Genomic DNA, 12,945 nt, shown 5'->3' on the forward strand with positions numbered 1-12,945 from the left:
CGGTTGGGGCGGGTTTGTGGGGTATGGCTATTCTGGTGCGGGGCAATCTGGTTTATGGTTTGCCCATGCGTGTGTTTTTAGCTTTTGTGGCATGGTGTTTTTGTGTTTCTCCCGTTCTGGCGGAAGAACAGCAGTGCGATGCGTTCGGGGTTGGTAACCGCCTGCCCGTACTGACCCGCCCTGCGCTGGAGCAGGGAACAACCCTGTTGTGCAATAGCGGGTATGCGGCCCTTGCCTCGACCGTATCGCACGGTCCGCTCTGGGTGGCGGAGCATTTGCGCGCGCAGGATCTGGCGCAGGCGGCTCAGGTGCCGCGTTCGGGGCATTTTTATGCAGACCCCCGATGGCCCGGTGGCGCGGAACTGAGCGATTACCGCCGCTCCAAACCCTACGAACGCGGGCATATGGCCCCCAGTGGCGACCAGCCAAACGCGCAGGCACAGGCCCAGACCTATGCCCTGTCCAACATTGTTCCGCAGGCTTCCGTGCTGAACAAGGGAATATGGGCACGGCTGGAAAAGCGCGTGCGCCTGCTGGCCCGCAGGGAGGGCACCTTATACGTGGTGACCGGGCCTGCTTTTCATTTACGGCCCATTGCCACTGTGGGGCATGACCATGTGTATGTGCCCAGTTCGGTCTGGAAGGCGGTTTACGCGCCTGCGCGCAACAGGGCAGGGGTTTATGTGTGCAAGAACGTGCCTGTTCACCCCCATTGCGACCAGGTGACGGTGCAAACCCTCATCCGCAATGTGGGGGTGGACCCGTTTCCCGCTGTTTCGGACCCGGTCAAGGCGCAGGCGTGGCGGCTGCCCGCGCCATAGGCGGCCTGTATGGCCAGATCATACCGTACAGCACGCGGCCTTATGGCCGCTTTTTTTGTGCCTGTTTTTTGTGCCCGGCCCCGCTGCACAATACCCCGCATGATTACCACACATGATTACAGGGATGGAGTTTGCCATCATGCCATTGCTACCCGTCAGTCTTCCTTCGGTATGGGATGTTCCCGTGGCTGTGGGGGTGCCTGCCCTGCTGGGCCAGTCCGCCAGAGCGGGGGAGGTGGCCTCTGCGTCCGCAGCGGTTGCCTCCGCGTTTGATGCCGCTCTTCTGGCACAGGCCGAGCGCCAGTGGGGCATTTTTACAAACGATAACAGGCCCGTCCTTACATCGGGGCATGTGCGCGCGCTGGGGGTGCAGAGCCAGTGCCAGATTGCCAACGCACCGCTGGAGGATGGATCCTTCCTCTCCTACAACAAGGTGCGGGTACCGGGTTTGTACGAGGTGGAAATGCTGTGCGATGGTTCCAGTATGGAACTGGGGAGTGCCAGCGCACTGGGGGACCTGCTGGGTGGTCTGGGGTTTGATGGTTTTTCCAGCACATTGCAGACACGCTCGCTGTTTATGGCGGCATTGGATAGTCTGGTTGCAGATCTTGGGCTTTACCACATTGTTATGCCCGAAGCCGTTTATGCCAATGTGAACGTAACCGGCTACCGGCTCCGGCGTGAGGTCCATCAGGGTGTGACCCTGCTGCTGGCCGAACTGAGCGTGCAGGAGGTGCGGCTGGGTGCCAGCGCTACCGTAGCGGGCACGGCCTACCCACAGGGGCAGGCCGTGCGCAATGGGGGGCATGTGCAGGCACTTGCGTCCAATATGGACGTAACGGGGTACCAGTAAATGGCAGTTGTTATTCCTTTAAGCGCTGTTGCTTACCAGAGCCTGCGGGTTCCCCTTTCTGGCTATGCCGTGCGGCTGGACCTGCAACAGCGCGCAACCGGGCTGTATGCTTCCCTCTGGCTGGATGACCAGCCCGTGCTGGCTGGTGTGCTGTGCCAGGACCGCACATGGCTTGTGCGCAAAACCCCCAGCGCCCTGCCCGGAGATCTGGCCTTTGCCGATACACAGGGCACGCAGGACCCGGATTACAGCGGGCTGGGCAGCCGGTTTGTGCTTGTTTATGCGGAGGGCAGCCATGTTGGATAACGCGCAGGATGCCACATTAAGCGCTAAACAGGTGGATGTGGTGCTCACCCTTGCGCAGGACGGCTTTGGCCAGAACGGAGCAGAGACCATAACCCTGAGCGGGTATTGCATACATTGCCAGATTACAAGCACAGGTCTGGAAAGTGGCATGGCCTGCACCCTGCGGGTGGAAGGGCTGGCCCAGCCATTGCTTAACCAGCTTTCGGTCCTGCAGACGGGTATGGCTGCCCAAACGCGCAACACCGTTACCATTTTGGCCGGGCAAAGCACGGGGCAGGGGGCGGAGCAAAAGCCGGTTGTGTTCCATGGTGGTGTGGTCGAGGCTTTTGTGGATTACGCCAATAGTCCGGATGTGGCGTTTGAGCTGCGGGCTTTTTCTGGCGCATTGCCAGCGGCTGTGCCGGTTGCCCCCACATCGTTCGCGCAGGATGTGCCGGTGGTGACCATTATGCAGCTTTTGGCGGCCAAGGCCGGGCTGGATTTTACCAATTACGGTGTGCAGACCCTGTTGCGCGGGGGCGTGTATTACAAAGGCTCCGTGGCCGAGCAGGTGGATAGCTGCGCACGCGCAGCACGGATTGCCTACCAGATTGGGGTGGGGGCGTTAGCCATATGGCCCGGTGCCATGGTGGCGCAGGCAGATGCACAGGCGATAAGGGTGAATGTGCAGACCGGTCTGGTAGGCTACCCCAGTTACAGCCAGTATGGGGTGGTGTTCCAGACCGTGTTCAACCCCTCCATCCGCTACCGCGATACGGTATGTTTGCAAACTGGCACGGCAGCTTTGGCCGCCCAGCCTACCAGCCCACAGACCGTGGCAGGGCAGCAGTCTGCACAGGGGGCACTCACACAGGGCGCACGGGCTTCGGGCGTTATGGTCCCGGCCAGCGGCCTGTGGGTTGTGCAGAACGTGCGCCACGACCTGCAAACCGAGCGACCGGGTGGGGCGTGGTTCACAACAGTAGAGGCGGCAAGGCCAGACTTTGCCGGACAGGCTTTTGCAAGATAAACTGGTAGGCTCCCTGCGGGCGGAGGACGGGGCAAGTGCCTTTAATGCCACCAATGCGGCTATTCGGCGGATTCTGGCCATGCTGGGGGCTACGGCGGTGGTGCAGGTGCGCGCCGTGCGTGGCAGCGGGCTGGACCCCGTGGGCATGGTGGATGTGCAGCCCATGGTACACCAGCAGGATGGTGCAGGCCGCACCGTGCCGCATGGTCTTATTCACAATGTACCTTACCTGCGCCTGCAGGGCGGGCGGCGCGCCCTGATCTGTGATCCGGCGGTGGGGGATATCGGGGCTATTATTGTGTGCGGGCGGGATATAGCAAGTGTAAAGGCCACACGCCAGCCCGCGGCCCCCGGTTCCTACCGCCAGCATGATTACGCAGATTCCCTGTATATTGGCGGGTTTTTAAATGCCGCCCCGCAGGAATATGCCGGATGGGTGGGGGAAGACTTTGTGGTGCACACAGCCGGACGTTTTATTGTAAACGCCACACAGTGCCAGATTAACTGCGCCACACAGGTAGCAGGCAGCCTTGCCGCCGAAGGGGATGTGCAGGCTGGGCAGATCAGCCTGCACAACCATACCCATACAGGCGTGCAGCCCGGGTCTGGTCAGACGGGTGTGCCGCACTAATGGAAAAACCTGTTTATTCCTTTATTTTTTACAACATGCCGCCTTTTGGGCGGCTTTTTTTGTTGAGGCACCATGAACACGCTGCTGCTTGACCGCACAACATGGGACCTGCTGCCCGATGCCAGCGGCAATATGGCCGTTGCAACCGGGTCGTATGCCATATGCCAGAATGTTGCTTCTGCCATAAGGGTTTTTGCGGGGGAGTGTTACTACAATACTGGTATTGGCCTGCCATACCGGCAGCATATTCTGGCCCGCACACAGGCGGCTCCGGTTTTTCGGTTACAGGCCGAGCAGGCCGCCAGTGCCGTGGCTGGTGTTGCCGCCGCCCGGTGCGTGCTGACCGGCCTTGGCGCCAACCGCCAGCTTTCGGGGGCTATTGTGGTTTCCACAACATCGGGGGATGTGCAGCATGTCGGGTTCTAGCAGTCTGGATGTGGCTAGTGTGGGCACTACGTCCGTGCCAGCCCCCACCATGACCGATGCAGGCTTTGTGGCCCCGGCGGAAAGCGCTGTTCTGGCTGGTGTTCTGGCCGATATGAACGCCGCTTTTGGCAATGTGCTCAACACCGACCTGTCCACCCCGCAGGGCCAGCTTGCCATGTCGCTGACCGCTATTGTGGGCGATGCGTACGACCAGATGCTGGCGCTGTTCAACGGTGTGGACCCGGAGCGGGCCTCTGGCAGAATGCAGGATGCCATTGGAAATCTGTATTTTATGACCCGTAAGCCCGCGACCGCTACGGTTGTGACCTGCCAGTGTCTGGGGGCTGCGGGCACAACGGTGCCGCAAGGCACACTGGTGCAGGATGGCAGCGCCAGGACCTATGCGGCCGATAGCGCCATTGTGCTTGATGCTACGGGTTCTGGCGTTGGCACGTTTTCGTGCACGGTAACGGGGGCTGTGGAGTGCCCGCCCCAGAGCATTGGAGTGTACCAGTCGGTCGTGGGGCTGACCAGCATCAGCAATGCGGCGGCTGGTGTAACCGGGGTCGCGGTGGAAGGGCGGCAGGCCTTTGAGCAGCGGCGGCAGCAGACGGTTGCCCGCAATGCTGTTGGCCCGCTGGATGCACTGGCGGGGGAGGTCCTGTCCGTTACAGGTGTGAGCGATGCTTATGTGACCGATAACAGCACGGCCCAGGCTGTTACTGTGGGTGGGGTCAACCTGCCCGCGCACAGTCTGTATGTGTGTGTTAACGGTGGGGCGGATGCGGATGTGGCCCTTGCCATATTGCGCAAAAAACCACCCGGTTGCGCCAGCACAGGCACAACCAGAGTTACGGTGGTGGACCCGAACGCCAGCTATGCCACACCACCCGCCTATACCGTGCAGTTTACGCGCGCGCAGGCTGTGCCGGTGTATGTGGCGGTTGTGCTGGCTGCGGGCACGGACGTGCCCTCCACTGCCGGGGCGGATGCACAGGCGGCCATTGTGGCGGCCTTTAATGGGGCGGTGGGTGCACAGCGTGTGCCTATTGGGGGCATGGTTTATGCCAGTCGCTTTTACGCCAGCCTGTCCGGTTTGGGGGCGTGGATAAAAATTGTTGATGTTACCGTAGGTCTTGCCCAGAATCCTACCGGGTTTACGGTGCAGATGGGGCTGGATCAGATTGCCGTTGTTTCTGCCGCAACTGTGAGTGTGGTGGTGCGCTAATGCAGAATGTCCGGCAAACCCTGCTCTCCCAATACGCCAATGCGCCACGCATACAGACCCTTATTGCAGGCTGGAACCAGATGCTGGACCCCGCGAGCCTGATTGCACAATGGTACCAGCTGGTATGGAACCTGCAAACCGCACAGGGTTACGGGCTGGATGTCTGGGGGCGTATTGTTGGTGTTCCCCGCGTGTTGAGCTTATCGGCCCAGTCCTACCTTGGTTTTTTTGAATCCTCGGATCTGACGCAGGAAGGGTTTGGGCAGGTGCCGTGGTACAGCGGTGGGGATGCAACCAACAATTACCGGCTGGCGGACGATGGATACCGCCAGCTTATTTATGCCAAGGCGCTGGCTAATATATCCGATGGGTCGGTTATTGCGCTTAACACAATCCTGACCACGCTGTTTGCCGGGCAGGGCGATGCCTATGTGCGCGATAATGGCGATATGACCATAACCTACGTTTTTAAATTTGTGCCAACTGCCGTGCAGGTCAGCATTATTCAGAACAGCGGTGTTCTGCCCCGCCCTGCCGGTGTGAGCGTGGCTTACTCCATACAAAGTGACTGAACATGAAAAGCACAGATGATCGCAAGCTGTTTGGCACGCCCATTGGCGCGGCCGCGGCTGCGGGGAATATTGCAACCATTCCGCCAGTACAGGCAACGGCGGGGGATGGTAAGGCCTCGGTTGCTCTTGGTTTTCCCCCAGAAACCTTTGTTGCCCGCGCAGCAGGGGGCGAGCCCCCACGCGGGCAGGATATGAACGGCCTGCTCAACCTGCTCTCCTCCGCCATAAGCGTGTTGCAGACTGGCTACCTGGGGCCATTTGATGCAAACTTTGCCCAGAATATTGGCGGGTATCCGGCGGGGGCCCTTGTGGGGGGCAGCACGCCCGGTGCTTTTTGGGTCAGCACAGCGGATGCCAATGTGAGCACCCCCGGTGCAGCAGGGGCTGCGTGGCAGTCCCTGTTTGCAGGTTATGCAACGCAGGACTGGGCGGGCGGGGCGTTTATCTCCTCCAGCTATGGTATTTCGCAAACCAGCGATTACGCGGGGCGCTCCCTGTTCATGCGTGAGGAGAACCCGGTTTTTGGGTATGTGGGGCCAAACGGTCTGGTATGGCTCGCCCTGCCAACAGTCGCGCAGATGGAGGCCGAGACCACCGCACGCACCAACGCCGATGCCACATTGCAGTCCAGCATAAACACCGAGGCCCAGACACGGCTTTTGGCGGATAATACCTTGCATGGCCAGATTAATGATGAGGCCACTGCACGTGCATCCGCCATAACCACCCTGACCAGCAGTCTGGCAGCCGAGGCAACCGCCCGGACCAGTGCCGATGCCACGTTGCAAACCCATGTGGCGGCAGAAGCCACCGCCCGGCAGGCAGCAGACAATACGCTGAACACCACAAAAGCCAACCTGAGTGGGGGAAACACCCTAACAGGCCAGCAGACCATTACTGGCAACCAGTATGCAACTGTGGGTGTTTATACGGAAGTTACAGGCAGCACCTACGATACGGATCTGATCAAGGGGACATCCCCCAACGGTACCATCTACCAGATTGCCCTACGGGAATATGCGGGGTCGCATTATTCCATGCTGCATTATATTTACGATGGCACCAATTTTTCCATCTACGAACTGCCGCAGACCGCATACAATGGGGGGCGTCTGCTTTGCCCGGCGGGAACAGGGGCGGTGCTGTCCGACCTGCCCACATCCGGCACGCTTGCGGGTGGGTATTACACAAAAATCGGTAATGTGCTGACACAGACTTTCTCCGTATCGGTCAGTGACCAGAATACGGTCACATTCCCCATAGCGTTTTCCGCAACGCCTGTTCCACCCCAGATTACCATTGGAGAGCGGGTGGACAGGGATAACGCGGTCTATAACGTAACGGCCACGGGTTTTCAGGTTTACATTGTAGGGTCCGGGCCGGTCACAATTACTGTTTCTGTAACGGGTGTGTAAGATGACAACTCAGGACTCAAAACCATGGTGGGCCACAAGCTACCCTGACCGCTACTATGCCTATGCCAACACCACCGTAACACTTGGGGGTGACCCAACCGTTGGCTGGGTGGATGTGGCCATGTTCTCCTCCGCTCCGGCGTGGCTTCCTGCTGCATCCGATCTGGTTGCCCAGACCGATGCCGCGTGGAGTGCGCGTAGTCTGGTCAACCAGATCATCAAGGATGGCAAGGTGCAGACCTACGCGCTTCCAGCGGATGAGGCCGCGCAAGGCACATCAACCAGCACATCAGCCAGCACACAGGGGAGTACGGCCACGGCCTAGCTCCGCACCAGTGTGCTGATTATTTTTGCCGCCCGGCAGGGCGGTTTTTTTTATGCCCGGATAAAAGAATGACCCAAACACAGTGCGCGGGAGCCTGCGCGGCGGGGGATGACCTGCGCGTTATTGTGGACAGCCACGCCCGCCGCCTTGATGGGCTGGAGGACGATGTGGATACACTCAAGTCCGGCCAGTCCGCCATGATGGAACGGCTGATTTCGATTGAGGCGCAGGGGCAGGAGCGCGAGCGCAACAGGGCGGCTCAGGCGCAGGATGTGCGCAACGCCCTGACCCGCCTGACCCAGCAGCTTGCCGAACACACAGGCGCGCAAAAGCGGCAGAACCAGCTTGCGGAAGATAGCCTGCGCCGGTGGCGCAAGCTGGCGGTGGTGGCGGGGCTTTTGTGCACCGTGGGGGCGGCGGTTGGTTCGACCCTGCTTTCCGATCAGGAGGTGGCCAGCACCATATGGGTGCAATGGCTGCACCTGCGCGAACCGTGGGATATGCCGCAACAGGGGGTGCCCCATGCAGGGCCTTGATCTGGCGCAGTTCAAAGCGCTGCTGGTGCGCCCGGTGCTGGCGCAGATCGGGCTGGCAGGGGCGGCCGCCGTACCGCTGGTGACCGGCACGGCACTGGTGGAAAGTGGGCTGGTATGGCTCCGGCAGAATGGTGGCGGTCCCGCACTGGGCCTGTGGCAGATGGAGCCAGCCACGCATGATGACTGCTGGCGGAATTTTCTGGCCTTCCGGCCTGCTCTGGCGGCCGCGGTGCGCAGGGTTGGCGGGGTGGATGCGGGGGTGGGCAGCGCCGGTTTGCTGGTGGGGAATCTGGCGTATGCCTGCGCCATGGCGCGCGTGGTGTATGCACGCGCGCCCAGCCCCTTGCCTGCGGGCACTGATTCTGTGGGTTTAAGTGCGTATCATAAACAATTTTATAATACGCCGCTGGGTGCTGCGGACTCGCAACGCAACGCGGCCTTGTTTGCACAGGCCATAGCCGCCTGATGCCCGCCGCCCATGCCGGGTAATGGAGTAAAAAAAGCCGGACGCCCGCCCCTTGTGATCGGTTGGCCCCCCTTTGGGGTGGGGGTGGCCAAGGGGGTGCGTGGGGGAAGGGTAGATTCAACAAGTTGAAAAAGGCCACTATGGGAGAGTGGAAAAAATTACCTTGGGGGGTCAAGGGCTGATTTAGGAAATAATAATAAGTTCATAAAAAAACAGTTATATTTCATGTTGTTGTATCGTCGAACGGTTGTTAAGAATCTTCCTGTCCTAACCTTGCGGGCGGGGTTAAGGCGAAAAAAAGCATGACGTTGCATGTATTAGAGGTGGACGTGCCCGCGTATTCCAACCAACGCCAGATGCGCGATATTGCAAGCAGGGTGGACCCCGTCCACGCCACGGAGGCGGGGTCGCATGTTCTTGCTATTTTTCAGGATAATGCCGAACTGGCAGGCATTCCCGTGGTGGATGAGCGCAACAGGCCCATAGGCATTGTGCAGCGGCGGGACTTTTTTTTGCGGCTGGGGCAGCGTTTTGGTTACGAGGTCTATGCCAACCGCCCGATCTCCCTCCTTATGGAGTGCGAGCCGATTTTGGTGGATGTTCACGAAAAAGTTCCCGACTTTGTTGCCACAATCCTGAATATTCGATCCCTTAATCAGATTAACGAATTTATTATAACCGAAGGTGGCCAGTATTATGGGCTTGGTTCCGCACTAAGCCTTACGCGTTCCCTGCACGCACAGGCCATTGATACCATTAACGAGCTCAACAAGATTGCGGGCGAACTCCGGCAGGCCAACAAAACCATCATGCGCGATAAATCTTTTATTTCCGGAATTGTGGATAATATTCCAACAGCCATTCAGGTGCGGGATATTAAAACCGGCGACATTATTGTGCATAACAAGGCGGCGGAGGAATATGGCCTCCATACCACTGCTTCTTATGTGGGTGCCTCGTTCAATGCACCATTGCAGCTTGATGGCAGGCTGGCGGAAGACCCGTTCCTATACCAGAAGCCCGGAGCCGTGGAGGAAACGCTGGTTGACCGCGATGGCTGTGCGCGCGTTGTCTCTCGCCATGATCTGCTGATTGCCGATGATGATGGCAATATGCGCTGGGAGCTGTGCGTGGCGGACGATATTACGGAATACCGCGAGGCCCAGCGCAGGATTGAACGGCTCGCACATTATGACAGCCTGACCGGCCTGCCCAACAGATATTATCTGGGTATCCGCCTTGCCGAACTTTCGCAAGATACCGGCAACCCGTTTGTGCTGCTGTATATAGACCTCGACTATTTTAAATCCATCAACGACATGTACGGACACAGCGGTGGGGATGAACTGCTGATTGCCGCCGCCGCCCGGCTTAAGGCCTGTTGCCGGGAGGAAGATTTTGTAGCCCGTCTGGGCGGCGATGAATTTGCGGTTATCTGGCAGCATTGCGGTGCCCTGACCGAAATTGAAGGCCGGCTGGAGGAACTGGTGACCAGTCTGGGGCTGCCGTACACCATTCAGGGGGCGGAGGCCAAATCCGGTGCCAGCATTGGCGCTGCGGGTTTTCCCTCCCAGGCGGCAGATGTGACCACCCTGTTGCAATATGCGGATATGGCGCTCTACCGCGCCAAGGCCCTTGGCCGCTGCCAGCACAAGCTGTTTGATACGGACCTGAGTTACGAAATTCTGGAACGCGCGGAGCTTGTTTCCGCCCTGCACCGTTTGGTGGAGGGGGATGGGCTTTTGCTACACTACCAGCCCATTTACGGCATTCGCGCCCGCAAGGTGCAGTCCTACGAGGCACTGGCCCGCTGGAACCACCCTGAACGGGGGATGATCTCGCCCGATGTGTTTATCCGTCTGGCGGAGGAAACGGGGCTTATCCACCAGCTGGGGGCGCGTATTCTTCATCTCGCCTGCTGCGAGGCCCAGAACTGGCCGGGGCATATTAACGTCTCGGTCAACGTATCCCCCCTTCAGCTTAAAAATCGTAAATTCCCCGAAATTGTTAAAGATGTTTTGCAAAAAACCGGACTGGCAGGCGAACGGCTGGAGGTGGAAATAACCGAAAGCGTGCTGATGGATGAATACGAGCACAAAAACGTCATTCTCAGCGAACTCAAGGCCCTTGGCTGCAAGATCAGCATGGACGATTTTGGAACAGGCTATTCCTCGCTTAGCTATTTGTGGAAATTCTCGTTTGATAAAATCAAGATTGACCGCAGCTTCATACAGGCTCTGCCAGACCCTACTGCCAAGGAGATCATACAGGCCATTCTGGGCATTGCCAGCATCCGCGCCATGACCGTAACCGTGGAGGGGGTGGAAACAGCCGCGCAGTTACAGATGGTGTGCAAAATGGGCTGCTCGGAAGCACAGGGTTTTTATCTGGGTCGCCCGCACCCGCAGGTCATTACGGATGGGCAGGGCGTGGCATTTGCGTGGGACTGAGCAGGACGCAGGTTAACGGGGCGGATCCAACAGGGGCCACTCTGCAAGAGCCGAGGCCAGATAGGCTGCAAGCCCCGTTGGGCCTTTGTGTGGTTGCTGGGGCTGGTCGTAGCGCTGCTTGGTAAAAATGGCTGTCATATTGGCGTAGGACGTAGCAGCCTGCTGTGAAAACCCGTTGGCCAGATAATGCTCTTTCCATGTGTTCCGGGGTATGGCTTCAACCCTGACCGGTCTGTTGAACAGTCTGGCAAAACAGGCTCCAACCTGCGCGGGGGTGTAGGTTGCCGGGCCTTCTATGGCGTAAAGGCCAGTGTCCGTTGTGGGGGCGCACAGCAGGTTGGCGGCAAAATGCCCCACGTCCTGCGGGGCGACCATAGGCACGGCCAGATCGGTGGGAATAAGGCTTTGCAGCACGCCATTTGCGCGTGCGGTGGCGGCCTGTGGCAGCCAGTTGCTCATGTAATATGCTGCGCGCACAATGCAGCAGGGGGTGGGCAGGTTCTGCACGTCCTGCTCAAGGGCATACAACACGCCAAGGTCTGCGCAATGCTCCCCCGGTTGGGCACCATAGGTGGACTGCACAACAATTTTTTCCAGCCGCACCTGGCGGAGTGCTGCCACAATGGCGCGTGCACTGGCGCGTTCGGCCTTGTCCGTATCCACATTGGGGGGTGCTGGCGGGTTTAGCACAAAGGCGCGGCTGACCTGTGCCAGCACGGTGGTCAGTGCCTGTGTGTTGCACACATCCACCACCGCTGTTCGGGCACCACGCTGTTCCCATGCCTGTGCATGGGCCGGGGTGCGCAGGGCTACGGTCACTGCACGGCCCTGTGCCAGCAGCCTTTGGGCTACGGCGCTGCCAACATGGCCATTGGCCCCCAGAACAAGATCCATAAGCATGTGCCTTTTTACGCAATATTGCCCACAGCCTGCTCCCACGGAGGGGTGGGGGTGTAGCATTGGGTCAGGTAGTCGATCATGGCGCGGGTTTTGAGCGGCAGGGTCATGCCCGGTGCGTACACTGCGTGCAGGTCTGGCCCGGGGGCTGGGGGCATGTCCAGCGCCAGCGCGCGCAGGCGGCCAGATTTAAGCTCCTCGCTCACAACAAAAACGGGCTGGTACACAATGCCCGCACCGGCTATGGCGGCCTCGCGCAGAACATCGCCATTATTGGCGCTGAGCGGGCCGGATACGGGAATGGTCTTTTCGCCCCGTTCGCCAAAGCTCCAGCGGCTGGCGCTGTTGGTACCGCTGAGCGTGTAGCCAAGGCACTGGTGCTGGCTCAGTTCTTCCACAAGGGTAGGGGTGCCAGCATGGTGCAGGTAGGCAGGGGCTGCGCACACCACCATGCGAATGGTTGCCAGCCTGCGGCTGCGCAGGGTGCTGGAAGGCATTTTGCGAATACGCAGGGTTAGGTCCCAGCCTTCGTCTATCAGGTCCACGGTGCGGTCATTCAGGCCGAGTTCCACGGTAACATGGGGGTACAGGCGGCTGAATTCGGGCAGGTAAGGGGCCACATAACGTATGGCAAAGGAGACGGGGGCATTCAGCCGCAGGTGGCCACGCGGTTCGCGCCGCTGTTCGCTTACGGCCAGCTCGACCTCTTCCATATCCCCCAGAATACGCTGGCTGCCTTCCAGAAACAGCCGCCCCGCTTCGGTCAGGGAAAGGTGGCGTGTACTGCGGCGGAACAGGGTAATGCCCAGCCGGTCCTCCAGCGCGGTAACGTGCTTGGTGACCATGGTGGGCGAGAGGCTGAGTGCGCGCGCAGCAGCGCTAAAGCTGCCAAGCTGCACCACCTTAACAAAAACCTGCATACTGGTAAAACGGTCGAGCATGGTGCCGCCCCTGTGGTGGTGCCGGGTCTTCTGTGGATCGGTTCTAGCAGTTCGTGGCTGTTTTTGTCA

Annotated in this window: 15 protein-coding genes; 13 read left to right on the top strand and 2 right to left on the bottom strand. The window is 59.5% G+C overall.

The genetic code is table 11. The annotated features are described in order from the left end of the window. Window positions 1-23 precede the first annotated feature (23 nt). From Absy_RS03695 to Absy_RS03755, 13 genes are all read left to right on the top strand, one after another. A complete protein-coding gene (locus Absy_RS03695; RefSeq protein WP_245614710.1) occupies window positions 24-821 on the top strand; it encodes a DNA/RNA non-specific endonuclease in 798 nt (265 codons plus the stop codon). A 139-nt stretch (window positions 822-960) separates the two neighbouring features. Then, window positions 961-1,674 carry a hypothetical protein gene (locus Absy_RS03700; RefSeq protein ID WP_084596868.1) on the top strand — a complete coding sequence of 238 codons (714 nt, stop codon included), beginning with the start codon at window positions 961-963 and terminating at the stop codon, window positions 1,672-1,674. Further along, window positions 1,675-1,980: a phage baseplate plug family protein gene (locus Absy_RS03705; RefSeq protein ID WP_048853353.1), complete on the top strand. Its 306-nt coding sequence runs from the start codon at window positions 1,675-1,677 to the stop codon at window positions 1,978-1,980. Then, on the top strand, window positions 1,970-2,989 hold the full coding sequence (locus Absy_RS03710) for a baseplate hub protein (protein WP_048853354.1): 1,020 nt from the start codon (window positions 1,970-1,972) through the stop codon (window positions 2,987-2,989). The genes Absy_RS03705 and Absy_RS03710 overlap by 11 nt, the downstream gene beginning before the upstream one ends. Beyond that, complete coding sequence (locus tag Absy_RS03715) at window positions 2,979-3,620, top strand: Gp138 family membrane-puncturing spike protein (protein ID WP_052945695.1); 642 nt, start codon at window positions 2,979-2,981, stop codon at window positions 3,618-3,620. The genes Absy_RS03710 and Absy_RS03715 overlap by 11 nt, the downstream gene beginning before the upstream one ends. 72 nt (window positions 3,621-3,692) lie before the next feature. Next, entirely contained in the window at window positions 3,693-4,046 is a 354-nt protein-coding gene (locus Absy_RS03720) for a hypothetical protein (RefSeq protein WP_048853356.1), read from the top strand. Continuing rightward, window positions 4,033-5,274: a baseplate J/gp47 family protein gene (locus tag Absy_RS03725; protein ID WP_048853357.1), complete on the top strand. Its 1,242-nt coding sequence runs from the start codon at window positions 4,033-4,035 to the stop codon at window positions 5,272-5,274. The genes Absy_RS03720 and Absy_RS03725 overlap by 14 nt, the downstream gene beginning before the upstream one ends. Continuing rightward, window positions 5,274-5,846, top strand: coding sequence for a DUF2612 domain-containing protein (locus tag Absy_RS03730; protein WP_048853358.1), 573 nt, complete (start codon window positions 5,274-5,276; stop codon window positions 5,844-5,846). The genes Absy_RS03725 and Absy_RS03730 overlap by 1 nt, the downstream gene beginning before the upstream one ends. A gap of 2 nt (window positions 5,847-5,848) precedes the next feature. Beyond that, window positions 5,849-7,261 carry a hypothetical protein gene (locus Absy_RS12710; RefSeq protein ID WP_245614711.1) on the top strand — a complete coding sequence of 471 codons (1,413 nt, stop codon included), beginning with the start codon at window positions 5,849-5,851 and terminating at the stop codon, window positions 7,259-7,261. A gap of 1 nt (window position 7,262) precedes the next feature. Further along, complete coding sequence (locus tag Absy_RS03740; protein WP_048853359.1) at window positions 7,263-7,586, top strand: hypothetical protein; 324 nt, start codon at window positions 7,263-7,265, stop codon at window positions 7,584-7,586. Between the two features lie 68 nt (window positions 7,587-7,654). After that, window positions 7,655-8,122 carry a hypothetical protein gene (locus Absy_RS12715; RefSeq protein WP_048853360.1) on the top strand — a complete coding sequence of 156 codons (468 nt, stop codon included), beginning with the start codon at window positions 7,655-7,657 and terminating at the stop codon, window positions 8,120-8,122. Continuing rightward, window positions 8,109-8,588 carry a hypothetical protein gene (locus Absy_RS03750; RefSeq protein ID WP_048853361.1) on the top strand — a complete coding sequence of 160 codons (480 nt, stop codon included), beginning with the start codon at window positions 8,109-8,111 and terminating at the stop codon, window positions 8,586-8,588. Before Absy_RS12715 ends, Absy_RS03750 begins: the two co-directional genes overlap by 14 nt. Before the next feature lie 302 nt (window positions 8,589-8,890). Next, window positions 8,891-11,038, top strand: coding sequence for an EAL domain-containing protein (locus tag Absy_RS03755; protein ID WP_048853362.1), 2,148 nt, complete (start codon window positions 8,891-8,893; stop codon window positions 11,036-11,038). A 12-nt stretch (window positions 11,039-11,050) separates the two neighbouring features. On the opposite strand, the gene Absy_RS03760 is transcribed toward Absy_RS03755, so the two are convergent. Continuing rightward, window positions 11,051-11,932 carry an NmrA family NAD(P)-binding protein gene (locus Absy_RS03760; RefSeq protein ID WP_048853419.1) on the bottom strand — a complete coding sequence of 294 codons (882 nt, stop codon included), beginning with the start codon at window positions 11,930-11,932 and terminating at the stop codon, window positions 11,051-11,053. Between the two features lie 14 nt (window positions 11,933-11,946). Then, window positions 11,947-12,876 carry a LysR family transcriptional regulator gene (locus Absy_RS03765; RefSeq protein WP_048853363.1) on the bottom strand — a complete coding sequence of 310 codons (930 nt, stop codon included), beginning with the start codon at window positions 12,874-12,876 and terminating at the stop codon, window positions 11,947-11,949. Between the last annotated feature and the right edge of the window lie 69 nt (window positions 12,877-12,945).

This window comes from Acetobacter syzygii (genome assembly GCF_000964225.1).
GTDB classification, from domain to species: Bacteria; Pseudomonadota; Alphaproteobacteria; order Acetobacterales; family Acetobacteraceae; genus Acetobacter; species Acetobacter syzygii.